This is a genomic window from Thermomonospora cellulosilytica (assembly GCF_014138835.1).
Classification (GTDB): domain Bacteria; phylum Actinomycetota; class Actinomycetes; order Streptosporangiales; family Streptosporangiaceae; genus Thermomonospora; species Thermomonospora amylolytica.
Genome location: NZ_JACJII010000001.1, coordinates 4398802 through 4424393 on the forward strand (window position 1 = coordinate 4398802; position 25592 = coordinate 4424393).

The window sequence follows — 25592 nt, forward strand, 5'->3', positions numbered from 1 at the left end:
AGATACCGCTGGATAACGGCGAAACCCGTCCGACCAGCAGGTAGGCGGTCACCGCCACCGTGATGACGCGGAGCCAGTCCGTACCGTCGAGAGCCTGCTCACCAGGCGGAGCGGGCGCGGCGCGGTCAGGTGGCGGGGCGGCGTCTGCCGGCCGCTCCACCGGCCAGGGCGGCCGTCGCGGCTGTGAGGGCGGCGGCGGCGAAGACCTCGCGGTGGCCGAGGCCGGCGGCGATGGCGCCGGTGAGCAGGCCGGCGGCGCCCAGGCCCAGGTCCCAGAAGGACGTGTAGGCGCCCAGCGCGGCCCCCTGGTCGGCGGGGGCGGATCGGTCGATCACCAGAAGGGCGAGCGAGGGGTACAGCAGCGTGAAACCGGCGCCCATGACCAGTGCTCCGGCGGCGGCGACCCAGAGGCCGGGGGCCAGGGCGATCATCACCAGCCCGGTGGCCTCCAGCAGCCCGCACACGACCGCGATGCGGGCGGCGCCGACACGGTCCGGCAGCCGGCCGAAGGCCAGCCGGACCGCGATGTAGGCGGTGCCGAACAGCCCGAGCAGCAGCGACCCGCCGCCCAGGCCCCGGTCGTCGAGATACAGCACGGCGAAGCCCGCCAGCGCCGAGTAACCGACCGCGGCCAGCGCCAGTGCGGTGCCGGGCAGCAGCGCGCTGCGGGGCACCAGCCGCCGGGAGGGCTCACCGGAGCCCGGCCGGTGCGGGGGCAGCCGCAGCGCCGTCACGGTCGCCGCCGCGGGGAGCAGCACGTGCAGCAGCCACACCGCCCCGTACCCGGCCTCACGGCGCAGCGCCTCGCCGATGACGGGGCCGAGCGTCCAGCCGCCCCACATCGCCAGCCCGTACCAGCCGACGAGCTGGCCGCGCCGCCCGGCGGGCGCCAGCGTCACCACCCACAGGGAGCCCGCGGTGAAGACCGCCGCCTCGGCAAGCCCCATCAGGATCCGGACCGCCAGCAGTGCCGCCGTCCCGGCGCCGGTGCCCAGCAGGGCGGCCGGGCCGTAGGCGGTACCGACCACGACGGCCAGCGCCGTCCCCGCCGCGATGACCGGCCGGGCCCCGGCGCGCTGCGCGAACCGCCCGACATAGGGGCGGGCGAGGAGGGCGGCCAGGGCCGAGCAGGTGAACGCCGCGCCGACCGCCAGCCCGGAGCCGTCCAGATCATCGGTGATGAGCCGGGGCAGGACCGGCACCGCGCTGCCGAAGGCCGTGAAGGTCAGCAGCAGCACGGCGCACAGCCTGGCGAAGACCCCCTGCCATGGGGGCGAGGCGGTCTCGGCCCTGGGCCCGGGGACGGTGCCGGTCACGGGATGCCCTTGGTCGCGCCGCCGTCGACCAGTTGCACGGTGCCGGTCACGAACCCGGCCGGCCTGGAGGCCAGGAAGGCCGCGACTGCGGCGAAGTCGGCCGGATCGCCCACCCGGCCGAGCGGGATGCCCTTGGCGATCTCGGCGATCCGCCGGTCGGCCTCGTTGCCGAACTGGCGTTCCAGCGCCGGGGTGCGGTGGTAGCCGGGGGCCAGCACGTTGACGGTGATGTCGCCGGGGCCCAGCGAGTCCACCAGCGACTTGGCGAAGCCCAGCAGGCCGGGCCGGGCGGTGTTGGACAGCCCGTACCGGGGGATCGGCTGCCGGACGGTCTCCGAGGCGACCATCAGGATCCGGCCCCAGCCCGCCGCGCGCAGGTGCGGCAGCGCGGCCAGCACCAGCGCGATGTGCGGCAGCAGGCTGGTGTCGAGCGCGTCGCGGTAGTCGGCGGGGCCGAACGCCTCGACGGGGCCGGGCGGGGGACCGGCGCCGTTCGTCACCACGATGTGCAGCGCCCCCATCTCGCGCACGGTGACGGCCACCCATTGCGCCACCTCGGCGTCCGAGCGCACATCGACCACGCGTGACAGGACCCGCCCCTTCCCGGCCGCCTCGACCCGCCGCGCGGCGTCGGCCAGCCGATCGGGGTCACGACCGCAGATCGCGACATCGCAGCCCTCCAGGGCCAGCCGCTCGGCCACGGCCAGCCCGAGTCCGCTGCTCGCCCCGGCCACCATGGCGACCCTGCCGGTGAGCCCGAGATCCATCATCACCTCCGGCCGGTCAGGGGGTAGCCGTAGCGGGACAGCAGGGGCAGGGCGAGCGCCGTGCTGATCATGGTCTCCCCCTTCGGCAGGCCGGTCATCCACGCCAGGTCCGGCCGGATCCGGACGGGGCCGCGGCGCAGCCGGTCGGGGTTGCCGGTGACCGTGTGGTTCTCCCCGAGCGTCGCCGTGGCCTCGTCGCTCACCGGCGGCGCGCCCTCCAGCCCGGCCCACGCGGCGATCGTGGCGAGGACGTGGGCGGGGTCGGCGGCGAAGTCCTCGTACCGGATCCGCAGGTAGCGGCCGGGGAAGGCGGCGCCGATCCAGTCGGAGGCCAGGTTGAAGCCGGTCCAGTAGGCCGTGCTGCGCCCCACCCCCATCGCGGGGATGTACTCCTTGGCCCGGCGCCAGGAGTACGCGGTGGCGCGCGGGTCCCGGACCAGGTGCAGCACCCGGGCGTCCAGTTCGGGCATCCCCAGCAGCGCGGCGGCCTCCGCCGGGAACTTCGAGCTGTCCACGACGACGTCCGCCGACAGCGTCTCGCCGATCGCCGCATAAAGGTCGCCGAGCGCGGAGAGGGTGCGGGCGACCTGCGGGGACTTGCGGGAACGGCCGCGCGCCTCGGCGAGCCGGGCCCGGGTGTGGCGGGTCCGCAGATGCCTGGCGTGCCGCTGCTCGTACCCGGTGGCGACGCGCCGCAGGTCCGCGTCGTCCCGGCCCGGGTGCAGCCGGGCCAGGACCTTGGTCCACACGGGGCACTCCAGCAGGTCCCGGCCGCAGCCGCAGAGGGTGTTCGTCCCGCTGCGCAGCACCCCGTTGGCCCACAGGTAGGCGAGTTCGCCGACGTGCGCGACGCCGTCGTACTCGCCCAGCAGGTTGCCCAGCAGCGTGCTGCCCGTCCGGCACCAGCCGGTGATGTAGACGACCCGGGTCATGCGGACGTCCCCAGGTCCATCAGCACCAGGTGCTGGGGCAGGTGGACGGCCAGGCCGACCTGGTGCGCGGCCTCGACGACGTCCCGCCCGCCGGGTCCTGCGCCGCGCCGCAGCACCAGCCGCGACCGGGCGGGGTCCAGCAGCGTGGCCACCGCCCGGAAGTCGCCCAGCAGCGCCCGGTCCCGGGCGATCATCCGGGTGCGGGAGACGCGGACGCCGACCTCGTTCAGCCGCGCCAGCGTCCCGCCGGCGGCCAGCCGCCAGTACACGTCCGGATGCACCACGATGCCGTCGCAGGAGCCGCCGGTCTCCTCGACCAGCGCCGCCCCCCGGGCGAGCGCCTCCTCCGGCGGGCCCAGCCCCTCGGCGGCGCGCCGCCCCGGCACGTCCAGCAGGCCGGGGACGGCGCCGTCGTCGCTGCCGTGCAGCAGTACCTGGTTCTCCACCGTGCACAGCCGGACGACCACCCGCCGGTCGATGTGGGCGGCCAGCAGACCGGGGTGCCCGGTGAGCCCGTCGGGCAGGGTCACCGTCGCCGAGACCCAGGTCAGCCGCGCCCGTTCGACGCTCGGCTCGAACGCGGCCTCCGGGCTGGCGGCGTAGGAGGTGCCGGAGGCCGCCGGGGCGTGCGCGGCGGCGGGTTCGTGGACGTACGGGACGCCGTCCGCCGGATCGCCGTCGGGGGCGACGGCGCCCAGCAGGTGCCGGACGGTGTAGCGGGGGCGGGCGGCGAAGAACGGGAACGTCGTCGGGAGCGAGACCGGCAGGTCCACGGCGATCTCGGCGCCGCCCGTGTCGAGGGCGGCGGCCAGCGCCTGGCCGGGGGAGCGGCCGGCCACGGTGGGGGTGGACTCGGCGGGCGGCGCCACGGCGGTGGATGAGGACATGCGGGAACCCTTTCGTCCAGGCTCAGCGGAGGCCGGCCAGCACCTTGCGGACGGCGGTGACCAGGTCGTCGCAGTCTTCGAGCGTCAGGTTGGCCGACAGCGGGACGTCGATGGCCTCGCCCACGTACCGGGCGGTGCGGGGGAACGCCGCGCGGGCGGCCTCGGCGTCGCGGCCGAACAGGAAGCGCCAGTTCCAGAAGGTGCGCACGTTGGTGTCGGCGGGGTCGCCGAGCGCCCGCGCGTCCACGCCCTCGGCGGTCAGCGCGCGGGCGAAGCGGGCGCACCGCTGCGGGTCGGCGCCCTCCAGCCGGAACACCAGCGCCTCGCCGAGGTAGGCGCCGGGGGCCACCGGCCGCCGCAGCGCGATGCCGTCCAGGGCGGCCAGGCGTTCGGTCACGTAGTCGTGGTTGCGGTGGTGCAGCGCCAGCCGGTCGGGAAGCCGCTCCAGCAGGGAGCCGGCGAGCGCGGCGCGGATCTCGTCCATCCGGAACCCGAAGATCGGGTACGCCAGGTCGTCGACGCCGGGCGGGGCGGTCCCGCCGAAGTGGCGCGCCATCCTGTTCTCGTAGGCGCCGCTGTAGACCACGGCACGGGCGTACGCCTCCGGGTCGGAGGTGACCAGGAAGCCGCCCTCACCGGTGTTCAGCGACTTGTCCGACTGGGTGCTGAAGGCGCCGAAGTGGCCGAACGTGCCGAGCGGCCGGCCGTTCAGCCGGGCCCCGAGCGCGGGCACGGCGTCCTCGACCACGGGCACCCCGTACTCGGCGGCGAGCGCGCAGATGGCGGGCATGTCGCTGGCGAAGCCGCGCATGTGGACCACGACGACGGCGCGGGCGCCCTCCTCCAGCGCCCGGCGCAGGTCGGCCACGTCCAGGTGCAGGTCGGCGTCGCACTCCACGAGCGTCGGGCGGTGCCCGGCGAGCACGATCGCGCTCGGCGTGGCGGAGAAGGTGAACGCCGGGCAGGCGACGGGGGAGCCGGGCGGCAGCTCCAGGGCCAGCAGGCTCAGCGCGATGGCGGTGGTCCCGCTGGTGCAGGCCAGGACGTGCGGCACCCCGAAGTACTCGGCGAGCCGCGACTCCAGGCGGCCGGTGAAGGTCTGCTCGTAGGGGCGGTAGTCGTAGCGGAAGTACAGCTTGCCGCGCAGGGCCTCGATGGCGGCCTGCTCGTCCTCGGGGCTGATGAAGACGTCGCCCTTGTCGTAGGTGGGCCATGGCGCGGTTCTCACCGGAGCGCCGCCGTCGACGGCGAGCCGCTCCTCCTGACTGGTGAACATGAGGCGTCCTCCACTCGCGGTCCGGGGGAAGTCGGTGGCCCCGGGCCGGCAGCGCGAGCGTACGAACCCTCGTGATCATCACGGGAGTAGAGCGAAATGCCCACTTTGTCGTAATCGCGGTGGCGTTTTCCGTCAGATGTCGCAGTCCCGGGCCATGGGGCGGGCCGGGTGCGCTCCGGATACTCGGAGGCGATCTTGACTGGAGGTGCGCAGTGGCCAACGCCCCCGAACCAGCCGCCGCCCACACGCCGCGGACCTACCGGGAACGTGGATGGTGGCGGGACACGACGATCATCGACGACCTGCGCGCGGCCGTCGCCCGGCACCCCGGCAAGCCGGCCGTCGTCGGCTACCACGCGTCCGGCGACCCGGTGGAGACGCTGACCTACGCCCGGCTCGCCGAGCTGGCCGAACGCGCGGCGGGCGGGCTGCTCGCCCTGGGCGTCCGGCGCGGCGACACCGTCTCGCTGCAACTGCCGAACTGGTGGCAGTTCACCGTGCTGTGCCTGGCCTGCGCCCGGGTCGGCGCGGTCGCCCACCCGGTGCTGCCGATCATGCGCCGCCGCGAGGTCTCCTTCATGGCCCGCCGCACCGGCGCCCGCGTGCACGTCGCCCCGGCCGAGTGGAACGGCTTCTCCTACGCGCGGATGCTGGACGAGGTGCGCGCCGAGGCGCCGGGTCTGGAACACCTCGTGCTGATCGGCGGCGACGGCACCGTGCCGGCCGTCGACTTCGACGTCCACTTCCTGGACACGCCGTGGGAGGAGAAGTACGACCTCGCCGGGCACGGCGCGCACCCCGACGACCCCGCCCAGGTCATGTTCACCTCCGGCACCACCGGCGAGCCGAAGGGCGTGCTGCACTCGCACAACACCCTGTACGCGCTGACCCGGGCCGAGGCCGAGCCGCTGGAGCTGACCGGCGACGACGTCATCACCATGGGCTCCCCGATGACCCACCAGGCGGGCTACGCGTACTGCATGCTGATGCCGCTGCTGCTCGGCGCCACCGCCGTCTACCTGGACGCCTGGGACCCGGCCCTGATGCTGCGGCTGGTGGAGGAACAGCGGGCCACCTTCGCGATGGGCGCCACCACCTTCCTGGTGGACGCCATCGAGGAACAGCGCCGGGCCCCCCGCGACCTGTCGTCCCTGCGGATCTTCGCCTGCGGCGGCAGCCCCATCCCGCCCGCGGTGGTCGAACGGGCCCGGGAGGTGCTTGACGTGCGGGTGCACGCGCTGTGGGGGATGACCGAGAACGGCACCGTCACCATCACCCGGCCCGGCGACCCTCCGGACCGGGCCGCCGTCAGCGACGGCACCCCCGTCGAGTGGATGCAGGTCCGCATCGTCGACGACCACGACCGCCCGGTGCCTCCCGGCGCCACCGGGCGTCTGCAGGTGCGCGGCGCCAGCCAGTGCCTGGGCTACCTGGGACGCGACGACCTGTACGCGGCGGCGCTGGCCCCCGGTGGCTGGTTCGACTCCGGGGACCTGGCCCGCGACGACGGCTTCGGCGGCATCCGCATCGCCGGCCGGATCAAGGACATCGTGGTGCGCGGCGGCGAGAAGGTCCCGGTGGTGGAGGTGGAGGCCGCGCTGCTGCGGCATCCCGCCGTCCGCGAGGTGGCGGTCGTCGGCTACCCCGACGACCGGCTCGGCGAACGGGCCTGCGCGATCGTCGTGCCGGACGGCCCGGCCCCGGAGCTGGCCGACCTGACCGGGCACCTGGCGTCCCTCGGCATGGCCAAGCAGTACTGGCCGGAACGGCTGGTCGTCCGCGACGCCCTGCCCAAGACCCCGTCGGGCAAGATCCAGAAGTTCCTGCTCCGCGACGAGATCACGGAGGCGTGACATGCGGTTCGTCTTCACCCCCGAGCAGGAGCGCTACGCCGCCCGGATCCGCGCGTTCGCCGAGGAGCGCATCGCCCCCTACTACCAGGAGGGCGACCGGACCGGCGAGATGCGCCCCGGCCTGGTCGGCGAGCTGGCCGGGCAAGGACTGCTGGGGTTGCGGGTGCCCACCGGGCACGGCGGTCTCGGCGCCGACTGCGTCACCACCGGAGCCGCCCTGGAGGAACTCGCCCGCGCCGACTTCAACGCCTGCTACGGCGTGCTGCAGGCCGCGCTGATCGCCGACGTGCTGAACGGCAACGCCACCGACGAGCAGCGGCGGCGCTGGCTGCCGCCGATCGCCTCCGGTGAGGCGCTGGTCGCGCTGTGCCTGACCGAGCCCGCGCACGGCAGCGACGCCGCCGCCATCGAGCTGCGCGCCGAACCGGACGGCGACGGATGGCGGCTCACCGGCGTCAAGACCTCGATCATGCTCGGCGCGTACGCCACCCACGGGCTGGTCTTCGCCCGCACCGGAGGGCCGGGGGCGCGCGGCGTGACCGCCTTCTACCTGCCCCTGGACGACCGCCACCTCACCCGGACCCGCACCCGCGACGCCGGCGGGCGCGCCGCGGGCCGGGCGGAACTGCGCTTCGACGGGCTGCCCGCCGGCCCCGAGGACGTCGTCGGCGGCGAGGGTCTCGGCTTCGTCCAGGTGATGCGCGGCTTCGACTACTCCCGGGCGCTGATCAGCCTGATGTGCGTGGGCGCCGCGAACGCCTCCCTGGAGGAGGCGCTCGCCCACGCCCGCACCAGGGAGGCGTTCGGCGGCCCGATCGGGCGCCTGCAGGGCGTGGCCTTCCCGCTGGCCGAGCACGCCGCCTATCTGCGCGCCGCGCGGCTGCTCGCCTACGAGGCGCTGTGGCTCAAGGACCAGGGGCGCGAACACGCCGTGCCCGCCAACATGGCCAAGGCGTGGGCGCCGAAGGCCGCCGTCGAGGCCTGCCACCAGGCACTGCTCACCTTCGGGCAGCTCGGCTGGTCGGAGGAGCTGCCGCTGGCCCAGCGCATGCGGGACGTGATGGGCCTGGAGATCGGCGACGGCACCGCCCAGGTGACCCGGCTGGTCGTCGCCCGCCACCTTCTCGGCCGCCGGTACGCCCCGTGACGGCCGCGCTAGGAGCCCAGGGAGTCGGCGGCCAGCCCGGCGGACAGCAGCACGATGCCCCGCACGCTCGTCGGCGATATGCCGATGAGCCGGTGGACGGAGTTGAGCCGGTAGTCCAGCGTCGAGCGGTGGATGCCGAGCCAGCGGGCGGTGCGGCCGCGATCCAGATCACAGTCGTACAGCGCGCGCAGCGTGGTCCACAGCTGCCGCCTGGCCCGCACGGCCGCCAGCCGGGTCATCAGCCGCTCGCGCAGGTCGTCCCGTTCGGCGACCACGGCCTCCGGCACGAGGTCGAGCAGGAACCCGACCTGCCCGGTGCGTCCGCCGCGGGCGCCGCGGGCCAGCAGGTCGGCCACCCACAGCGCCTCCCGGACCGCGCGCGCGGCGTCGCCGATGCCCGAGGCGTACGCCATCCCCGCCACGAAGTCGCGCCCGTACTCCGCACCGCAGGACTCGACCAGTTCGGCGGCCGACAGGCGGGCGTCCGGTGCGGCCTCCGGGGCGTCGGTGGACGATGCGGGCAGGACGACGATGAGACGGATCCCGTCGGGGGAGGGCGCGCACAGGGCGCCCTCCCCGAGACGTTTGCGGATCTCGTGGGGCACCTCGTCGAACACCGGTTCCCGCCGCTGCGGCTCGCCGGCGCACGTGATGCACAGCACGACGCCCGGCTCGGGGAAGGCGATGCCGGCCTCCCCGCTCAGGACGGCCGCGTCGTCCCCCTCCAGCAGCGCGCTGATCACCAGCCCTTCCGCGCGGTGGGCGCTCACCCGGCCCAGCTCCTCGACATAGGCGCGGCGCACCGTGCCGAGCACCGCCGACAGGACCGCCGCCGTCCGGCCGCTCAGCCGCAGCAGTTCCGCGCAGCACCGGGGGCCCGCCGTCCGCCACAGGTGGCCGAAGACGCAGGCCAGCAGGATCTGGCAGCCCAGCTCCACCTCCTTCAGCGGCACCCAGTCGCGGGCGCACCGCCGGGCCGCCGCGACGAGACGGCGGTGGTCGGCCTCCGTGGGCTCACAGGTGGTCGGCAGCAGTTCCAGGATCCGGGCCACCAGGCCGGGCAGCAGTTCGTTCCAGGGATAGGCGGGGCCGGCCGTGCGCAGTGACGACGCCATCACCGCGGCGGCCTCCTCGGCGATGGCTCGGGTCGTGCGGTCGATGTCCAGTTCATCCTGCAACGCGCATGGTCTGGGCACTGGGGTCCTCCGCGGTCACCTGTCGCAAGGCACTGCCCTTCTTGTGCCGCCGTTCCGCAAATCTGGAACCGGACCCCACTACGGGAAACGCGGCTTTTTGTCAGCAGATTCTTACGGTGGTTTCACCATGTGGAATTGTTCGCGTGCGCCACGTGATGGGGGAACGCGGGAGGGCGGCGCCGCGACCCTCCCGGACCATCTTCCGATGACCTCGGCGATCCCTGGGGATGTCAAGCGGACCGTTCAAGATGGCTTTTAAGGATGGCCGATATGAGATGCGGAAGATCCCGTGCGCGACATGGCGTTCGAGGCGCCGCCCGATCTCCTCCCTGGCCGGTTCCCGCCGTACGTCGGCGCATTGGCCGACGGCGCCGCGGCGGGCGACCCGCGGCGTCGACGACCGTGACGGACGCGACGAGCATCACCGTGACGAAGATGAATGGTCCCGGGAAACGGCTGGAAGAGACATCCTGAACGATGAGGGATCTGGCGGTGCCATCGGATTCCTCGAAGGCCCGGCGGGCCTTGCCCTCGTGCTTTCCAAGGCCGGCTCACCCGAGGCGTCCGTGCCGTGACCGCTCACCACGGGATCTTCCACCGGAACCGCCCCCGGCCTCCCTTACCGCACCCAGGCCCACCTGGCCTCGGCCGCAAAGCAGGCGATCTCCGACACCGTATGACCGGCTTCCCCATCCCTTCGGGAACGCCCCTCAGGGATGCACGGGAGGCAGCCTCCGCCGGAACGTGCTCGTGACCCGCAGTGGCGATGCGGCTGGAACACTCCGCCTCCCGGCGGCAGCGGCGGCCGGTGTCAGGGCTTTCTGGCCACTCCGCAGTGGACGTCCAGCACCTGGGTGTTGAGCTGGTGGGGGTCGGGTCGCCACTGGGCGGTGCGCACCACGCCGGGTTCGACCAGTTGCAGGCCCTCGAAGTAGGCGGCGATCTGGTCGGGGGTGCTGAGCCGGTAGGGGTCGCCGGCCTGGGCGCGCATGTCGGCGGCGGCCTGGGCGACCTCGGCCTTGGCGTCCTTGGTGCCGTCGTTGACGACCAGGTACGACCCTGACGGCACGGCCGCCATCAGGCGCCGCACGATGGTGCGGGCCTCTTCGTAGTCGTCGATGTTGCCGAGGATGCCCAGCATCATCACCGCGATCGGCCGGGAGAAGTCCAAGGTGGCCGCGGCGGCATCCAGGATCCGGTCGACGTCGCGCACATCGGCGTCGATGTAGGCGGCCCGGCCCTCGGGGGTGGAGGTCAGCAGGGCACGGGCGTGCACGAGCACCATCGGGTCGTTGTCGACGTACACGATGCGCGCGTGCGGGATGGCCCGCTGGGCGACCTCGTGGGTGTTGTCGGCCGTCGGCAGTCCGGTGCCCAGGTCCAGGAACTGGTCGATCCCGGCCTGCAGGGTGAGGAACCGCACGGCGCGGACCAGGAAGGCGCGGGACTGGCGGGCGATGTGCACGATGTCGGGGTAGGCCGCCATGACCTGCTCGCCCACCTGCCGGTCGACCTCGTAGTTGTCCTTGCCGCCCAGCCAGTAGTTCCACACCCGCGCCGAATGCGGCGTACCGGTATCGATCACAGGCCACCCGGAACCCGGCTCCTGCTCGGTCATCGCACACGCCTCCCCACCGTCACTCGCGCGGCGTTCAATCTAGCGCCGACGACCCCACCCCGCACGATCATCACTCTGATCACCGTGGCACCGAGCCGATTCCCACCTGAGTGGGTAGGCGGGCCGCGGGTGACGGACCTGACGCTGAGCCGCCCGGATCTGCCCGGCTGCGTTCGAGGTCGTCTTGATTGCAACGAAATGATCCCGTTCGGGCGCTCGGCATGGGTTTGTTGATCATTGCCCGGTACCTTTGCCGCATCTTGATGTGATGGAGCGGGCCGATGAGCGACGACACCCCCACCATGGAGTCCGGGTCGGAGGATCCGGATGGCGAACGGGACGCCGGGGGAGCCGGGCGCAGGCGGCTGGGGCGTGGGCTTTCGGCGGTGGTGCCGGCACGGCTGATCGGCTCGTTCGTGCGGGCGGTCTATCCGCGGCTGGAGCCGGAGCTGGCCCGGCTGGAGGACTTCGTGCCCGCCGGGGGCACCGCGGTGGACGTGGGGGGATGGTTCGGTCCGTGGGCGCGCCGCCTGGTGGGCCGGGCGGACCGGGTGGTGACCGTCGAGGCCGATCCGAAGCTGGCCGGGGTGCTGCGCCGCGCGTTCCCCCAGGCCGAGGTGGTGCATGCGGCGGCCTCCGACGAGTGCGGCCAGATCGATCTGTGGATCCCGGAGTCCGGTGCGCTGGCGGGGATCTCCTCGGTGGGCGGCGGTGTCGGCCGTCCGGTCACCGTCGCCCAGGTCACCCTCGACAGCTTGCAGCTCAAGGACGTGCGTTTCATCAAGCTGGACATCGAGGGCCATGAGCTGAACGCGCTGCGCGGCGCGCAGGAGACCATCCGGCGCGACCTGCCCAACCTGCTGATCGAGCTGGAGGAGCGGCACCGGCAGATGCCGGAGGTGCTCGGCCTGCTGCGGGGGTGGGGCTACACCGGGCACGTGCTGCTGGAGTCCGGCTGGATCCCGCTGGCCGAGTTCGACCTGGTCGCCCACCAGCGGCAGACGCTGCACGAGCTGGACCGCGGATTCGTCGGCAGGCTGCTGCGACCGGGCCGGCGTTACGTCAACTCCGTGCTGTTCACCATCGACCCCCAGGTGACCGAATCCACGGCCCACAACTGAAATGCTTCGTGACCCGAGCGTCCGCTGACACCTCTCACCCACGGTGGTCTCATGCCCGGCTCGGCACTGTCACCGTTCTCTCCGGCGCGGCCGAACGGTCTTTGTCCAGGTGGCCCGGATGAATCGGAAATGATCCTTCATATTTGCTCGCGTGGCGACGGTGGCGGCGCCGGGGTCCCAAAGGAGTCTGCGGAGATCCGCCGTCCAGCCGCATTGCATCTGATCGATGGGCGGTTGCTTTCGCTGCTCTCCTGGTCCCTCGCCGGCGGTCATGCCGTTGGCGTGTGCCGTCGGCGGTGGCGTCCGATGCCGGGCAGGAAGCGGCCGACGGCGGCGGCGTAACGTTCGTAGGCATCGCCATGGGTGCGTCGCAGGTAGGGCTCTTCGACGATGCGGACCTGCAGTTCGATCGCCACGACGGTCAGGGCCAGGGCGAGGAGGGTGACGGGATTGGGGACCATGGCCGCCAGCCCGGCCGCAGTGATGATCATGGCGGTGAAGATGGGATTGCGGGCCAGGGCGAACGCGCCGGTGGTGACCAGGGCCGTGCGTTCGGCCTCGTCCACGCCGATGCGCCATGAATCGCCCATGGACATCTGGGCGGCCAGGGTGGCGGCCACCCCGAGCAGCGCCACGACCGTTCCGGTCGTCTGGACGGCGGGCCGGTCCAGCGCACCGAGGGAAGGCAGGCCGGCCAGGGCCGCGACGGGGCCGGCGGCACCGATCACCAGCGCGCCGGTGAACAGGATCCGGGCCCACCACTGCACGCTCCCCGGTCGCAGGTGCGCGCCACGGAATCCGGTATCGCCGGTGCGGCGCCACTGCACCCAGCTGCGCAGCCCGAACGCCAGCAACGCCCAGATCAGATAGATGAGCAGCGCGGTCAACGCCATGACGGCTCCTCGATGTCGGTTGAGGGCGGCGGGTCAGGAACGGCGGCCGCAGCCGGGCCCGCAGGCGCATCCGTCCGGTGCGGCGGCCTCGTCCGTGACCGGCCCCGATGCGGGCAGAACGCAGCAGGCGTCCCCACGCCATGCCGCACGGCCTTCCTTGACGGCGGCCGCGGCGATGACCAGCGCGGCGACCGGATCGGCCCACGACCATCCGAACAGGCTGTTGACCGCCAGGCCGACCAGCAGGACCGCGGACAGGTAGGTGCACAACAACGTCTGCCTGGAGTCGGCGACCGCGCTGGCCGATCCGAGTTCCCGCCCGGCCCGGCGCTGCGCGTACGACAGGCCGGGCATGACCGCCAGGGACAGCGCGGCCAGCACCAGCCCGGCTGTGGAGTGCTCCACCTCGCCCGCGCCGGTCAGCGCGCGGACGGAGTCGGCGGTGACGTAGGCGGCCAGCGCGAAGAACGACACCGCGATGATCCGCAGCGCCGTCTTCTCCCGGCGTTCGACCACGGCCGGATCGCGGGCGGCGAACTGCCAGGCGACCGCTGCCGCCGAGGCCACCTCGATCATCGAGTCCAGCCCGAACGCCAGCAGCGCCCCCGACGACGCGATGGTCCCGGCCGTGATCGCCACCGCGGCCTCGATGAGGTTGTAGGTGATGGTGGCCGCCACCAGCCACCGCACCCGCCGTGCCAGCACCGCCCGCCGCTCGGATGAGGGGCCCACGCTCAGCACGGCGCTCACGACGCCGCCCCCTCCACGGGCAGTCCGGCCCGGCCCCCGGCCGGCTCGGCGCCGGTGCCGTAGGTCGGGCACAACGCCACCGCCTGGTCGGTGGCCGCCAGCAGCGACTCGGCCGACCGCAGCAGATCCAGCAGTTCAGGGGCGGCGATGAAGTAGAACGACTGCCGTCCCTCGGCCCGGTAGTCCACCAGGCGGCAGCCCCGCAGACACCCCAGGTGCTTGGACACCGTCGACTGCGCCAGCCCCAGTTCCCGGGTCAGGTCCACCACCCGCGCCTCGCCGCACGCCAGCCGTTGCACGATCGACAGCCGCACCGGATCGGCCAGCGAGTGGAACAGCGCCGCCGCCGGAGCCAGGCCGTCCCGGGAGGTCATTCCACATTCGGAATCAATCGCCATATCGTGATGATATTCCCAGACCGGGATCACTCGGCAAGACCCTCCGGCGGCCAAGACCAGACCCGAGCCCTGCCCGCGGCCAGCGCCTGGTACTGGCCGGTGGGGCAGGTCGGCACCAGGCGGGTCTTCTCTCGGCCTTCCCGGCAGGCGTTGAGGCCCGCAGCGCCTGTCCCGCCCGTGCCCCGTACCCCGGACGGTCCTCGCGGTCCATCAGGAGGGGCGTGGTCAGGAGCAGGTCATCCGGGGAGGGCGCCGCCGGCGAGGGGCGCTGTGATCCGGTCGCTTTGGGCCTGCTGCAGCGCGTTGATCTTCCAGATGACCGTGGCGGCCAGGGCGGCGGCGGCCATGCCGGGCATGATCAGCATGATCGCGGCGATGGTCTGGCCGCGTTCGGCCGCCAGGTCGTCGGCTCCGAGGTTGGCGACGATGCGGTCGCCGATCACGTACACCAGCCAGCACGCCCACCAGGCGAGCACCCATCGGGACCTGCGCCCGTCGGCCTGCCCGGTGCTGGCCTGCCACACGTCGTCGACGACCTGCTTGGGGATCCACAGGTTGACGATCGGGATCACCCAGCCGAACACCACCCAGGGCCTGCCGAAGCGCTGCGGCAGGTGCATGATGTGCTCGGCGTTGGTGCGGGCGCGCATCAGCCACAGGCAGAACAGCACCGCCGTGACCAGCATGACCGCGACCTGCACGACGGTGATGAGCAGGATCAGCGAGTCGCTGTCCTGCAGCTTCGCCAGCTCCTCCTGGTCCAGGGAGCCGCCGGTGCCGTCCAGGAGCCGGACGTGCAGCCCCAGCGCGACCGCGCTGAGCAGCGCCACCACCATCCAGGCGCCGAGCATGGCCACCGTCAGCGCCCCGACGACCCAGGCGGGCCGGACCGGCCCCTCGCCCGCGTGGCTGGTCATTCCCGCCTGGACCTGCCAGGGATTCGGCTGCATCACGAACACTCCTCGCATTCCAGGCAGGAGAAGATCGACTCGAGGGGGCTTGATCATATTGCGGTCGAGCCGCCCGGTCTCCGTGTTTTCCGGACGTTCGCGTCGGCCGGGGGCGTGCGGATTGCGGAGCTTCGCCGTCGGACGGAAGCCGAGCATGGTGAACGGGCGGCCGTCCCGGCCATGAGCTCCGCCGTCGTCCCGGGTACGGCTCAGCCCGGCGCGTCGGAGAACTTCTCCGCGAGGTCGCGATGCCTGTCCGCGGCCTGCTTCACCTGGGCGGCGCCGACGTTCGATCCGGGCATGCGGCCCAGGCGTTCGACCCACTCCGCGAGGCGGAGGTGCTCGAGCCGCGCGTGCTCACGGCAGGCCAGGCAGGTGACGCCGTCCGGACGCGGAGAGGTCATCGCGTACGGCACCCGCAGCCCGCATCCGGTGGTGACGAGGCTCGGCAGGTCACCGGCCAGGCCGAACGTGGCCGCCAGCACGTTGCGGACGGCGGCGTCGCCGTGGATCACCTTCGACTCGACATGGATGTGCGGATCGCTCTCGCCCATGCGCCCTCCTCGCCCCGGCAGGGTCCCGGTCCGCGACGTTTCCGGTCGGCACCCCCAAGGAGACCACGACCGTCAGCCGACGCCCAGGCCGGTGAGGCGGAACCAGCCGTAGTCGTTGCAGCTGACGTCCGCGGAGAACAGGTCCTCGGCGGGGTCGACGGCGCCCCAGTCCTCCAGCTCATCGACCATCAGACGCGCGGCCTCGGCGGCCGACGCCTCGTCGGGATGCGGGAAGGACGTGCGCCAGCACCCTCTCTCGCGCTCCTGCCAGCCGCGGTCCCGCATGAGCGCGGCCTTGTCGTCCGGATCGTCCTCGGCACGGTCGTACGCGTACACGTTCAGGCGACCGGGGTCGAAGGTCACCACGATGCGTCCGGCACCCGCGCGGCTGCGGATCTGGAAGGTCGCCCACTCGTTGCCGATCTGCGCGGGCAGTTGCTCGGCGAACGCGGTGAGCAGCAGCTCGAGCGCCTCCCGGAGGTGCTTCATGCTCGTCGCGAGCCGTCCGCCGGGCCAGAAGACGGGATTGTCTCCGGGCCCTTCGCGGTCGAGCTGCCAGAGGTAGGGCAGGTGGCCGAAGTCGGACGGCTCGGACGCGTTCCACGCGCCGCCCCACTCGAAGGTGCGGTACTCCTCGTTCTCGATCTCCTCGGTCGGGTGGGACTCCAGCCAGACGCCCCGGCGGTCTCCGCGCAGCATCAGCAGCCGGTGTTCGTTGCGCCACCGGACGCCGGGGCCGTCGGCCGAGCCGCCGTGGAGCGTCGGGTCGCCGATGCCGCCGACCACCGCGTCGAACAGGTCGCCGAAGGCCGCCCTGCGCTGCTCGAGGGAGGCGCCTTCCGCGTACTCGAGCAGGCGGACCCGGCCGCGCCCGCAGGGGAACTCGCCGCCGCCGACGCGCAGCAGGTCGCCGTCCAGCTCCCAGCCCGGCCGCGCGTCGGCCAGCGCCCGCAGGTCCTCGAGCGTCCACGGACCGTGCTCGATGTCGTGCAGCGCCGCCGCCACCTCGCCGACGTACGGGACGGGCGCCGGGTGGACGGCCAGCCAGACGCTCTTGGCGTTCCGCTGGAGGATCATCACGCGCCGGTCGTCGCGCCAGCGCAGACCGGGCGCGGCGGCCGTCCCCCGGTGCGGGACGGGCGCCCCGACCTCCTGCAGCGCCTCCACCAGCGCGGCGAAGGCCTCGGGCTCGTGCAGCGCCGCCGGAAGGGGAACGCTCGCCCACCCGTACCGGGTCGCCTCGGGGCCGTGCTTGCCGGTCGAGACGATCACGTCGCGCTCGCCGGTGCCGGGCCGGATCATGACGTCGAAGGGCCCCGGCTCGCCGAGCGACCAGCCCGGCCGGGCGTCGACCAGGTCGCGGAGCGCCGAGAGCGTCCAGTCGCCCCAGTCGACGTCGTGCAGGGCCCGCGCGAGCCGGACGACCGATTCGATCTGCTCGTATTGATCCACCGGCCCAGAATGGCAGCCGGCACCGACAAAGCGGCGATTTTCGCGATACGGCGGACCACGGAGCCCGTTCCACCGCGCTCCCGTCGGCTGCGGCACGAGCACGGACCGTTTCCCTGGCGGGTCTAACGCCGATCAGCGGGCCGGGAAGGAGGCCAGGGCGAGATCCCACTGCCGGGCCGCGTGAAGCAGCGCAGCCGTGTCCGTTCGTATCTCCACGGCGTACTGGTAGATGTCCGCCCCCTCGTCACCCTGCCGCCACGGGGGTGCCGCCTCCAAGGACAGATGGACGCGGATCAGTGCACCGTCCTCGCTTCGGTCGGCGAGGCTGAAGGCCAGGACCGGCTCGACGAACCATGTGTCCGGGGACAGCCGGCCTTCGGCATCGGGTCCGGTCACGGCCACCGTCCCCGCGGCCACCTCGCGCAGCCAATCGGTCACCTAACGGGCCTCATGGGTCAGCAGACACGGATCGGTGAAGGACCAGCCGCCTTCGGGAGTGGTCACCGCGCCGCCGGGCTCGATTCACGACCTTGACGGGCTGCGGAAGAGGCGGCCGAGGAGGCCGGGGGCGCGCTGCGGCGACCCCAGGGCCCCGAACCCCCCGCATGCCCGGGTCCGCGTGCCGGGGCTGCCGGGTTGCCGGGCGGGCTCGCTCGTCTGCCCGATCAATTACCTGTACAGAGAATTCCCTGATCTGTTCAAGGAGCGGCGGCGGTCCTTCTTCGCACCCTATCTCCGCGAAGAACTCAACCTCGATCTGCGGATGGGCGTTCCCTGCGCCAGGAGAAAAAGATACTGACGGGTGACGCCATGTACGCGGAATTCCTCAGGAAGGTGCCGGTCAGTGAATGGTCGGAACCGTTCTACGAGGCGATGTCCCGGGGTCGACTTCGAGGATCCGCGGTTGTGGCATCCGATGCCCTACCGCATCCACGACGAAGCCCACAAGTGGTGGACCCGGCTGAGCCGTACGGTCAAGGCGCGCATACCGAAGGACCGGCGACCGGAGTTCCTCGACGACATCCTGGACGTCAGCGATCTGTGAACCCCGGCTCGTGTCCGCACAGGGGGCGCGATCGGGGCGAGCGTGCCGGTCGGCGTCGTCAACGGCCTACGTCCTGGGATGGACCCGCTCGGCCGGCGGCGTTCGGGGCCGGTGAGGAGTTCGCGGCCTCCGTCGGCACCACGGTCGAGACGCTCAAGGGGCTGCCGAAGGTGGACGGCGTGGAGGAGATCTATCCCGGCGAGCGCAGCTCGATGACCTCGGCCCAGCGGGGCTCCGGTGGCGTTCCGGTGGGCCGAAGGTCGGAAGGAACTCGTCGCAGCCTCGGAGAGGCTGGGCGTGAAGGTTCCCGCCGAGGCCGCCGGTTCGTGACGGCGTCGGGCGGCGGGGACCGCGGCGAGGGGGGGCTCGCGCTGGCCGGCGACATGACTTAGATATATCGCTGAGTTATCGTAGAACAGTCGAGACTCTTCGAGACGCCCGAACGAGAGGAAACGATCGTGTATCGGCATCGCGAACACCACCGCGGGCCCCGTCCGGAAGCCGGACGCGCCGGCAGGGGCGGAGGGCGCGGATGACGGAACGTCCAGAACGTCCCGGACGCAGGAACCCCCGGGTCACCCACGCGCAGGTGCTGCGCGTGGAACGGCTCACCCCGCACATGTTCCGCATCGTGCTGGGCGGGCCGGGCCTGGCCGGTTTCACCGCCGGGGAGTACACCGACCACTACATCAAACTGCTGTTCCCCGCCGAGGGCGTGACGTATCCGGAGCCCTTCGACCTCCAGCGGATCCGGGCCGACCTCCCCCACGAGCAGTGGCCCCGCATGCGCACCTACACCGTGCGCAGGTGGGACGCCGAGCGGCGCGAGCTGACCGTCGACATCGTCCACCACGGTGACGAGGGCCTGGCCGGTCCCTGGGTCTCCCGGGTCCGGCCGGGAGACGAGGTCCGCTTCGCCGGCCCCGGGGGCGGCTACGCGCCGGATCCGGACGCCGACTGGCATCTGCTGGCGGGCGACGAGAGCGCGCTCCCCGCCATCGCGGCGTCCCTGGAGAAGCTGCCGGCCGGCGCGCGGGCGCTGGCCTTCATCGAGGTCGGCGGCCCGGAGGAGGAGCAGAAGCTGGAGCCCTCGGGCGACGCGACGGTCACCTGGGTGCACCGCGGGGACTCCCGCGTCGGCGAGGCCCTCCTGCGCGCCGTCACCGAAGCGGACCTCCCGCAGGGAAGCCCCCAGGCGTTCGTGCACGGTGAGGCGGGCTTCGTCAAGGAGATGCGACGGCTGCTGCTCATCGAGCGGGGGATTCCCCGGGAGCGGGCGTCCATCTCGGGCTACTGGCGGCTCGGCCAGGACGAGGACGGCTGGCAGGCCACCAAGCGGGAGTGGAACCGCCAGGTCGAGCAGGAACAGGACGCGGTCTGAGCCGGCCTGGGCCCGGTGCGGCGTTCTGCAGCCTCACCGGAACGGGCGGCTCCGGCTCGCTCGGGGCGACCCCGCCGATCTCACCCGAGTCCGCATGCCGCAGCGGTCGGCGCATGAGGCACCGCGCCCGGTATCGACGCCATGAACACGCGCGGGGCCGCGCGATGGGCGCGCCCTACATCCTCATCTCGCGGGCTTTTGCCCAATGGCGTGGACACACCACCATGCCCGTGCTCAGGAGTACGGCATGTGCACGGGGCCACGGGATCAGCATCGCCCGCTGAGCGGCGGGGTCACCCTGGGGCCTGATTCGTCCGGCCTGCGGCGGGGTCAGCCGCCGACGACCAGGCGGACGCCGTAGCCGTAGAGACGCAGCGAGAACAGCAACAGGGGGATGCCCAGCGGCAGCAACAGGATCGTCACGCACAGCACGAGCGACACGAGCATGAGGACCGTCGCGAGCAGCCAGACGACCAAGGCCAGCAGGCCGCGCACCAGCAGCGACAGCAGGCCCACGATCGGAGCGAGCAGCCCGTTGACGAGACCGCTCAGGAACCTCATCGCTTCTCACCTCCTTTCGATGAGGTTCACGGCATACCCCCGCGCTCGATTGTCATGTTCGTCCGATCCGACGACATGCGGGCTTTTTGCGCACGTCCTCCCCGTCGCCGGCCGCCTCATCCGCGCCCACTGGGAAACCGCTCATCGGTACGGCCGGGAAGGCGACGACATCTTCGGCGATGCCCTGCTCGCAGCGGTACCGGAGAAGGCGGCGGCGCGGGGTCGGCGATTAGGAGACGAATCGGAGGGAAGACGGCGTTCGGCAGGGTCGTAAGGAGCGCCGGATGGATTTCGAGGACGACGCACGGCTTGACGCGTCACAGGTCGAGGACGCCCGTGGAAGCGGTTTCCCTGGCGGAGGGCTGGCCATCGGCGGCGGTGCCGTCGGCATCGTCGGGTTGGTGCTGGCTCTGTTGCTGGGCGTGGACATCACCGGCGGAGGGGGCGGCGGGCCGGAGCGGCAGGCACAGCCCGCCGGCAACCTGAGCGCGCAGTGCCGTACGGGCAACGACGCGGACCAGTCCGAGGACTGCCGGGTCGTCGGCGTGGTCAACAGCATCCAGCGGTACTGGAGCGAGGTCTTCGAGCGAGACGGCCGGGACTACGTCCCCGCGCGGACCCGGCTGTTCAGCCAGGCCACCCGGACGGCGTGCGGTCATGCGACCTCCGACGTGGGACCGTTCTACTGCCCGGGTGACCAGAAGGTCTATCTGGACCTGACCTTCTTCGGACAACTCCAGCGGGACTTCGGCGCCGAGGGCGGCCCGTTCGCACAGGCGTACGTCATCGCCCACGAGTACGGGCACCACGTGCAGAACCTGCTCGGCGCCACGGAAAAGGCCCAGGCCGACCCCAAGGGCGCCACCAGCGGCTCGGTACGGCTGGAACTGCAGGCCGACTGCTACGCCGGCGTCTGGGCCAAGCACGCGGTGGACACCGGCTTCTACAGCAAGCCGTTCACCGACGCCGACATCCGGCAGGCGATCGACGCCGCCGAGGCCGTGGGCGACGACCGCATCCAGGAACGCGCCCAGGGCAGGGTCGACCCCGACTCGTTCACCCACGGCACGTCGGCGCAGCGGCACAGGTGGTTCGCCACCGGCTACCAGACCGGCGACCCGAACGCCTGCGACACCTTCTCGGGCTCCATCTGACCCCTGTGGCCCATGAGCGCTCTTCAAGCCGATGGATAAGGGGGCATCCCCACCCCGAGCGCGACTTCGGCTGACGGAACCAGGCCCAGACCCCCGCGGCAGGTCCGGCGAGGTCTGCGCCGCACGGGCGGAGGGATCGCCGTCCGATCATGCGGTGCGAGGGGGAAGGGGACGGTTGGCCGGGCCTTGGAGGACCGTCCCGTCGGGGGCGAAGCGTGAGCCGTGGCAGGGGCAGTCCCAGGTGTGCTCGGCATCGTTGAAGCGGACCAGGCAGCCCAGGTGGGTGCAGGTCGCGGAGACCACGTGGAGCGAGCCGCCGGGCTCACGGTAGACCGCGCATCGCTCACCCTTGACGCGGACGACGGCGCCGCTGCCCGGCGCGATGTCGGCGACGGAGTCGGCCTGGGGCGAGGCCAGCCGATCCCCGACGAAGTGCCGGGCGACGTGTGCCTGCAGCCTGAGCACCGGACCGGCCTCCCGCAGCGGGTTCGGGAGGCGCTGGTCGTACAGGCCGGCCCACGGCAGGTCCCGGCCGGTGATCCTGGCGGCCAGCAGTTTCCCGGCCATGACGCCGTTGCTCATGCCCCATCCGTTGAAACCGGTGGCGACATGGACGTGCGCGGCCAGCGGGTGGAGCGGCCCCACATGCGGGAGGCCGCTGGTGCTTTCGTTGTCCTGGGCGGCCCACCGCTGGTCGGGCTCGCAGCCGAAGTGCTCACGGGTCCAGCCGGCCAGGCGCTCGAACCGTCCGGTCACCTCGTCGGTCCCCGGGGTGAACGTCTCGCCGGTGACGATGAGCAGCCGCCGCCCCGGGCCGTAGGGGGCGGTGCGGACCGATCGGGTGCCCTGGTCGGGCGTGATGTACATGCCCTCGGGATCCTGGTCGGCGGGGATGGGACCGGCGACGACGAGTTCGCGGCGAGGCCGCAGCCGGGAGAACAGCAACGCCCGGTCGAACACCGGGTAGTGCGTGGCCACGACCACGTCCCGGGCGGTGACGTTGTGCCCGTCCTCGGTGGTCAGCGTGCACGGGTCGCCCTCGGCCAGGCCGACGACCCGGGTGCGCTCATGGATCCGGACACCGTGGCCGGTCATCTGCTCGGCGAGCGCGAGAAGGTACTTGCGGGGGTGGAACTGGGCCTGGTCCTCGACCCGTACGGCGGCGGCGACCGCGAACGGCAGAGGCGTCGCGGTCACCAGCGCGGCGGGCAGTCCGGCCTCGCGGGCGGCGTCCGCCTCGGCGCGGATCAGGTCGACGTCGTCGGAGTAGGTGTAGGCGGGACGGTCCTCCAGTTCGCAGTCGATGCCCAGGCCGGCCGCGGTGCGCCGGACATGGTCGACGGCGTCCTGCTGGGAACGCGCGTACAGGCGGGCGGCCTCGGCGCCGTGGGACCTGCGCAACCGGGCGTAGACCAGCGTGTGCTGCGCGGACAGTTTCGCCGTGGTGTGACCGGTGACGCCGGCGGCGATGCGGCCGGCCTCCAGCACCACCACCGACCGGCCCTCCCGCGCCAGCTCCCATGCCGTGCACAGACCCGCGATCCCGCCACCGACCACGGCCACGTCGGCCTCCAGGTCCTCGGTCATCGGGGGATGGGACGTCGCGTCGGTGGAGGCGATCCAGTACGACCCTGCGGTTTCCATGCCCCCGACTCTTCCCCTCGGAGCCCGCCGCTACCTTCACCCGCGGCGGACGCAGGCGGAACACCCCCTCGCCCGCACCGGGGACGCGGCGTCATGCGGCTAGGATCGTGTGATTCGGGCGTGGCCGGGAACAAGGGGCGAAAGGAAACGGTATGACCGGGTTTCGGGTCGAACCGTGGACCGGACGTTCCGGCCTCCAGATCAGCGGTGAGATCAACGTTCTCAACCGGCAGGAATGGCAGTCGGCGTTGGCGGCGGCACAGCCCCGGACACCGGCAGGGGGTGACATGCATCTGGATCTGTCCGGCGTCACGTCAGTGGACGCCGGAGGCGCGGCCGTCATCGCGGCGCTGGCCACCCGGCTGTGGCCCGACGGACGGCTGGTGCTGCACCGGCCCCCGGCGGGGCTGTGCCGCATCCTCCAGGTGCTGTGGCCCGAGCTGCCCGGAATCGAGGTTCGCCCGTGACCAGCACGCTTCCCGTCCCCGACTCCCAGGGCCACGACCCCCGGACCGGCTCCGACGGCACGGCGGCACGGCATCCCGGCCGCGAGGACCTGTGGCATCCGGCGTTGTTCTACCGCTCCCCGGAGGAATACCTCGCCACGGCCGTCCCGTTCCTGGCCGAGGCGCTGACCGCCGGTCATCCGGCCGCGGTCGCCGCCCCCCGGAAGAGCCTGACGCTGCTGCGGGACGCCCTGGCCGCCGACCCCGCCCTGGACCCGGACGCGGTGACCTGGGTGGACATGACGGCCGCGGGCCGCAACCCCGGCCGGATCATCCCCGGCGTGCTGCGGGCGTTCGCCGACCGGCACCCCCACGCCCCCGTGCGCATCATCGGCGAGCCGATCTGGGCGGGCCGCAGCCGGGTCGAATATCCGGCCTGCGTCCAGCACGAGGCGCTGATCAACGCCGCGTTCACCGGACGGCCGGTGGCGATCCTGTGTCCCTACGACGCCGCCGCCCTCGACGACCGGGTGCTCGCCGACGCCGCCGTCACGCATCCGGTCCTGGTGGACGGCGACGTCACGACGGTCAGCGACCGTTACGATCTCGGCCTGGGCGTGGCGGCCGGGAACCGGCCGCTCCCCGATCCGGCCGGGCCGGTGGTCGAACTGGCCATCGACGACTCGACGCTGATGCGGGCCCGTACGACGGTCATCGAGCAGGCCGTCGAGGCCGGGCTCACCCGGGAACGGGCGCTGGACGCGGAACTGGCCGTCAACGAGCTGACCTGCAACACCGTGATCCACGGCGGAGGCCGCGGCATCCTGCGCATCTGGACCACCGGCGAGCACTTCGTCTGCCAGGTCGACGACGGCGGTCACATCACCGACCCGCTGGCGGGGCGCCGGCCCGTCCCTCCCCACGTGCCCGGCGGACGGGGCCTGCTGCTGGTCAACCAGCTCGCAGACCTGGTCCGCATCCACACCGGCCCCGGCGCCACCACCATCCGCGTCCACTTCGACCGCCCGCCCCGCCCCCGCGACGGGATCTGACCGGCGCGAACCCGGCCGGTGTGCGCCCGCGAGACGCAGGTCCCGCGGGCGCCGTCGTCATGTCTCGTCCCATTCGGCTTCGGCCGGGGCGTCCGCGGACGCCGCCGTGGCGGCGCGGACGGCGTCCTCGACGTCGGCGTGGATCGGCAGGTAGGCGTTCAGCTGGGTGACGTCCAGCACCCACCGCACGTTCGGCCGGAGCGCCGCCAGGTGCACGGCACCACCGTGGGCGCGGGCGTGCTTCCAGGCGGCGATCAGCGCCCGCAGCCCCATGTTGTCCAGGAACTCCAGCCCGCCCAGGTCGAACACCAGCCGGTCATCGTCGCTCCGGCGGGCGCGGTCGATGGCCGCGGTGACCTCGTCGACCGCGTCCACGTCCAGCTCACCGGCGATCCGGATGACCGTCACATCCGACACCCGCCGATGCGACACCCGCACCCGATCGCTCTCCACAGCGATCAAGGGTAGGGGAGGCGCGTGCGGCCGGCCCCCGCCGCAGAGGGCCGCGGCGGGCGGTGGTGCCCAGGGGCTTTCGCGGCGGTCGCGCGCCGGTGGGCTGTTTAGGTCCCTGGCTTGGGGAACAGGGGCGTTCAACGTTCGGGAAGCAAGCATCCAAGCCACGGCAAAGCAGCACGTGGCCTGTTCCTGGCAGGGAGAGAACGCGATGAGCAGAACGCAGCCGTCCACCTCGGCCGGAACGCCGACGGCGTCGGACGGGGCACGGCCCGAGCAGGGGACCGGTGAGCTGGTCAAGCAGGCCGCCGAGCAGATCTCGGAACTGGTGCGCGCGGAACTGCGGCTGGCGGTGGCCGAGGTCAAGGACAAGGGCAGGCACGCCGGGGTCGGCGCCGGGCTGTTCGGCGGGGCCGGGCTGGTCGCGGCGTACGGGATGGGCGCGCTGGTGACGGCGGTGATCGCCGGTCTGGCGGTGGCGCTGCCGGTGTGGGCGGCGGCGCTGATCGTCGCGGTGGTGCTGCTGGCGGTGGCCGGCGTGCTGGCGGTGATGGGCCGCAAGGAGACGACCCGGGCGGCGCCGCCGACGCCCGAGCAGGCCATCGCCGGCGCTCGGCGGGACGTGGCGGAGGTCAAGGAAAGGGCGCGGCGATGACCACCGGCCAAAGCAGCGCCACCTCCTCGGACACGCCGGGCTCCGGTACGCGTGAGCAACCGCGCGAAGAGGCCGAGCGCCGGGCCACCGG

General features: G+C 72.8%; 26 protein-coding genes. 9 read left to right on the top strand and 17 right to left on the bottom strand.

The features are described 5' to 3' along the window. Positions 1–125: 125 nt before the first annotated feature. The 5 genes from HNR21_RS20670 to HNR21_RS20690 are packed head-to-tail and all read right to left on the bottom strand — an operon-like array spanning position 126 to position 5178. Positions 126–1316: an MFS transporter gene (locus HNR21_RS20670; protein WP_182706473.1), complete on the bottom strand. Its 1191-nt coding sequence runs from the start codon at positions 1314–1316 to the stop codon at positions 126–128. Continuing rightward, entirely contained in the window at positions 1313–2083 is a 771-nt protein-coding gene (locus HNR21_RS20675; RefSeq protein WP_182706474.1) for an SDR family NAD(P)-dependent oxidoreductase, read from the bottom strand. Before HNR21_RS20675 ends, HNR21_RS20670 begins: the two co-directional genes overlap by 4 nt. A 2-nt stretch (positions 2084–2085) precedes the next feature. Continuing rightward, positions 2086–3015 (bottom strand): sulfotransferase, encoded by a 930-nt coding sequence (locus tag HNR21_RS20680; protein WP_182706475.1) that lies wholly within the window; start codon positions 3013–3015, stop codon positions 2086–2088. After that, entirely contained in the window at positions 3012–3902 is an 891-nt protein-coding gene (locus tag HNR21_RS20685; RefSeq protein ID WP_220500232.1) for a family 3 encapsulin nanocompartment shell protein, read from the bottom strand. Before HNR21_RS20685 ends, HNR21_RS20680 begins: the two co-directional genes overlap by 4 nt. A gap of 22 nt (positions 3903–3924) precedes the next feature. Then, the gene (locus tag HNR21_RS20690) at positions 3925–5178 is read right to left on the bottom strand and encodes a DegT/DnrJ/EryC1/StrS family aminotransferase (RefSeq protein WP_182706476.1); all 1254 of its coding nucleotides are present in this window, start codon (positions 5176–5178) and stop codon (positions 3925–3927) included. A 212-nt stretch (positions 5179–5390) separates the two neighbouring features. Here HNR21_RS20690 and HNR21_RS20695 point away from each other — a divergent pair, with 212 nt between their 5' ends. Continuing rightward, complete coding sequence (locus HNR21_RS20695; RefSeq protein ID WP_312881127.1) at positions 5391–7031, top strand: AMP-binding protein; 1641 nt, start codon at positions 5391–5393, stop codon at positions 7029–7031. Position 7032: 1 nt separating this feature from the next. Next, positions 7033–8178, top strand: coding sequence for an acyl-CoA dehydrogenase family protein (locus HNR21_RS20700; protein WP_182706477.1), 1146 nt, complete (start codon positions 7033–7035; stop codon positions 8176–8178). Between the two features lie 8 nt (positions 8179–8186). Here the strand turns inward: HNR21_RS20700 and HNR21_RS20705 are convergent, their stop codons facing one another. Further along, on the bottom strand, positions 8187–9356 hold the full coding sequence (locus tag HNR21_RS20705) for a PucR family transcriptional regulator (protein WP_182706478.1): 1170 nt from the start codon (positions 9354–9356) through the stop codon (positions 8187–8189). An 829-nt stretch (positions 9357–10185) separates the two neighbouring features. Beyond that, entirely contained in the window at positions 10186–10959 is a 774-nt protein-coding gene (locus tag HNR21_RS20710) for an SAM-dependent methyltransferase (RefSeq protein ID WP_376766597.1), read from the bottom strand. A 314-nt stretch (positions 10960–11273) separates the two neighbouring features. On the opposite strand from HNR21_RS20710, the gene HNR21_RS20715 reads away from it, so the two are divergent. After that, positions 11274–12113: an FkbM family methyltransferase gene (locus HNR21_RS20715; protein ID WP_182706480.1), complete on the top strand. Its 840-nt coding sequence runs from the start codon at positions 11274–11276 to the stop codon at positions 12111–12113. A gap of 269 nt (positions 12114–12382) precedes the next feature. Here the strand turns inward: HNR21_RS20715 and HNR21_RS20720 are convergent, their stop codons facing one another. The 7 genes from HNR21_RS20720 to HNR21_RS20750 all read right to left on the bottom strand — a co-directional run bounded on the left by HNR21_RS20720 (position 12383) and on the right by HNR21_RS20750 (position 17548). Further along, positions 12383–13006: a methyltransferase family protein gene (locus HNR21_RS20720; protein ID WP_182706481.1), complete on the bottom strand. Its 624-nt coding sequence runs from the start codon at positions 13004–13006 to the stop codon at positions 12383–12385. Positions 13007–13039: 33 nt separating this feature from the next. Beyond that, a complete protein-coding gene (locus tag HNR21_RS20725) occupies positions 13040–13756 on the bottom strand; it encodes a cation efflux transmembrane domain-containing protein (RefSeq protein WP_182706482.1) in 717 nt (238 codons plus the stop codon). Further along, entirely contained in the window at positions 13753–14154 is a 402-nt protein-coding gene (locus HNR21_RS20730; protein WP_246442277.1) for an ArsR/SmtB family transcription factor, read from the bottom strand. The genes HNR21_RS20725 and HNR21_RS20730 overlap by 4 nt, the downstream gene beginning before the upstream one ends. Before the next feature lie 236 nt (positions 14155–14390). Then, on the bottom strand, positions 14391–15104 hold the full coding sequence (locus tag HNR21_RS20735; RefSeq protein ID WP_246444845.1) for a DUF4328 domain-containing protein: 714 nt from the start codon (positions 15102–15104) through the stop codon (positions 14391–14393). 209 nt (positions 15105–15313) lie between these two features. Continuing rightward, the gene (locus HNR21_RS20740) at positions 15314–15658 is read right to left on the bottom strand and encodes a hypothetical protein (protein ID WP_182706484.1); all 345 of its coding nucleotides are present in this window, start codon (positions 15656–15658) and stop codon (positions 15314–15316) included. 72 nt (positions 15659–15730) lie between these two features. Further along, entirely contained in the window at positions 15731–17110 is a 1380-nt protein-coding gene (locus HNR21_RS20745) for a hypothetical protein (protein ID WP_182706485.1), read from the bottom strand. Positions 17111–17242: 132 nt separating this feature from the next. Further along, positions 17243–17548 carry a WapI family immunity protein gene (locus tag HNR21_RS20750; protein ID WP_220500233.1) on the bottom strand — a complete coding sequence of 102 codons (306 nt, stop codon included), beginning with the start codon at positions 17546–17548 and terminating at the stop codon, positions 17243–17245. Between the two features lie 466 nt (positions 17549–18014). On the opposite strand from HNR21_RS20750, the gene HNR21_RS20755 reads away from it, so the two are divergent. Together HNR21_RS20755 and HNR21_RS20760 are read left to right on the top strand one after the other, a co-directional pair. Next, a complete protein-coding gene (locus tag HNR21_RS20755) occupies positions 18015–18155 on the top strand; it encodes a hypothetical protein (RefSeq protein WP_182706486.1) in 141 nt (46 codons plus the stop codon). A gap of 532 nt (positions 18156–18687) precedes the next feature. After that, entirely contained in the window at positions 18688–19536 is an 849-nt protein-coding gene (locus tag HNR21_RS20760; protein ID WP_182706487.1) for a siderophore-interacting protein, read from the top strand. Positions 19537–19866: 330 nt separating this feature from the next. Here the strand turns inward: HNR21_RS20760 and HNR21_RS20765 are convergent, their stop codons facing one another. Beyond that, a complete protein-coding gene (locus tag HNR21_RS20765) occupies positions 19867–20097 on the bottom strand; it encodes a hypothetical protein (protein WP_182706488.1) in 231 nt (76 codons plus the stop codon). A 284-nt stretch (positions 20098–20381) separates the two neighbouring features. Between HNR21_RS20765 and ypfJ the strand changes: the two genes are divergently transcribed. Then, positions 20382–21251, top strand: a complete 870-nt coding sequence (gene ypfJ / locus HNR21_RS20770; RefSeq protein ID WP_182706489.1) for a KPN_02809 family neutral zinc metallopeptidase — start codon at positions 20382–20384, stop codon at positions 21249–21251. A gap of 147 nt (positions 21252–21398) precedes the next feature. Here ypfJ and HNR21_RS20775 read toward each other — a convergent pair whose 3' ends face one another. Further along, the gene (locus tag HNR21_RS20775; protein ID WP_182706490.1) at positions 21399–22895 is read right to left on the bottom strand and encodes an FAD-dependent oxidoreductase; all 1497 of its coding nucleotides are present in this window, start codon (positions 22893–22895) and stop codon (positions 21399–21401) included. Positions 22896–23047: 152 nt separating this feature from the next. Here HNR21_RS20775 and HNR21_RS20780 point away from each other — a divergent pair, with 152 nt between their 5' ends. Together HNR21_RS20780 and HNR21_RS20785 are read left to right on the top strand one after the other, a co-directional pair. Further along, entirely contained in the window at positions 23048–23362 is a 315-nt protein-coding gene (locus HNR21_RS20780; protein ID WP_119730167.1) for an STAS domain-containing protein, read from the top strand. Then, positions 23359–24393 carry an anti-sigma factor RsbA family regulatory protein gene (locus tag HNR21_RS20785; RefSeq protein ID WP_312881128.1) on the top strand — a complete coding sequence of 345 codons (1035 nt, stop codon included), beginning with the start codon at positions 23359–23361 and terminating at the stop codon, positions 24391–24393. Before HNR21_RS20780 ends, HNR21_RS20785 begins: the two co-directional genes overlap by 4 nt. Positions 24394–24450: 57 nt before the next feature. Here HNR21_RS20785 and HNR21_RS20790 read toward each other — a convergent pair whose 3' ends face one another. Further along, positions 24451–24846 carry an STAS domain-containing protein gene (locus tag HNR21_RS20790; RefSeq protein WP_182706491.1) on the bottom strand — a complete coding sequence of 132 codons (396 nt, stop codon included), beginning with the start codon at positions 24844–24846 and terminating at the stop codon, positions 24451–24453. 211 nt (positions 24847–25057) lie between these two features. Here HNR21_RS20790 and HNR21_RS20795 point away from each other — a divergent pair, with 211 nt between their 5' ends. Further along, the gene (locus tag HNR21_RS20795) at positions 25058–25501 is read left to right on the top strand and encodes a phage holin family protein (RefSeq protein WP_182706492.1); all 444 of its coding nucleotides are present in this window, start codon (positions 25058–25060) and stop codon (positions 25499–25501) included. Positions 25502–25592: the final 91 nt, after the last annotated feature.

What these genes read in the sequence shown, in the direction of transcription:
- HNR21_RS20740 (WP_182706484.1), bottom strand. Translation starts at nt 15,658, where the DNA reads ATGGGCGAGAGCGATCCGCACATCCATGTCGAGTCGAAGGTGATCCAC.
- HNR21_RS20675 (WP_182706474.1), bottom strand. Translation starts at nt 2,083, where the DNA reads ATGGATCTCGGGCTCACCGGCAGGGTCGCCATGGTGGCCGGGGCGAGC.
- HNR21_RS20720 (WP_182706481.1), bottom strand. Translation starts at nt 13,006, where the DNA reads ATGGCGTTGACCGCGCTGCTCATCTATCTGATCTGGGCGTTGCTGGCG.
- HNR21_RS20735 (WP_246444845.1), bottom strand. Translation starts at nt 15,104, where the DNA reads ATGCAGCCGAATCCCTGGCAGGTCCAGGCGGGAATGACCAGCCACGCG.
- HNR21_RS20715 (WP_182706480.1), top strand. Translation starts at nt 11,274, where the DNA reads ATGAGCGACGACACCCCCACCATGGAGTCCGGGTCGGAGGATCCGGAT.
- HNR21_RS20780 (WP_119730167.1), top strand. Translation starts at nt 23,048, where the DNA reads ATGACCGGGTTTCGGGTCGAACCGTGGACCGGACGTTCCGGCCTCCAG.
- HNR21_RS20730 (WP_246442277.1), bottom strand. Translation starts at nt 14,154, where the DNA reads ATGGCGATTGATTCCGAATGTGGAATGACCTCCCGGGACGGCCTGGCT.
- HNR21_RS20765 (WP_182706488.1), bottom strand. Translation starts at nt 20,097, where the DNA reads ATGAGGTTCCTGAGCGGTCTCGTCAACGGGCTGCTCGCTCCGATCGTG.
- HNR21_RS20795 (WP_182706492.1), top strand. Translation starts at nt 25,058, where the DNA reads ATGAGCAGAACGCAGCCGTCCACCTCGGCCGGAACGCCGACGGCGTCG.
- HNR21_RS20700 (WP_182706477.1), top strand. Translation starts at nt 7,033, where the DNA reads ATGCGGTTCGTCTTCACCCCCGAGCAGGAGCGCTACGCCGCCCGGATC.
- HNR21_RS20690 (WP_182706476.1), bottom strand. Translation starts at nt 5,178, where the DNA reads ATGTTCACCAGTCAGGAGGAGCGGCTCGCCGTCGACGGCGGCGCTCCG.
- HNR21_RS20685 (WP_220500232.1), bottom strand. Translation starts at nt 3,902, where the DNA reads ATGTCCTCATCCACCGCCGTGGCGCCGCCCGCCGAGTCCACCCCCACC.
- HNR21_RS20775 (WP_182706490.1), bottom strand. Translation starts at nt 22,895, where the DNA reads ATGGAAACCGCAGGGTCGTACTGGATCGCCTCCACCGACGCGACGTCC.
- HNR21_RS20680 (WP_182706475.1), bottom strand. Translation starts at nt 3,015, where the DNA reads ATGACCCGGGTCGTCTACATCACCGGCTGGTGCCGGACGGGCAGCACG.
- ypfJ (WP_182706489.1), top strand. Translation starts at nt 20,382, where the DNA reads ATGGATTTCGAGGACGACGCACGGCTTGACGCGTCACAGGTCGAGGAC.
- HNR21_RS20760 (WP_182706487.1), top strand. Translation starts at nt 18,688, where the DNA reads ATGACGGAACGTCCAGAACGTCCCGGACGCAGGAACCCCCGGGTCACC.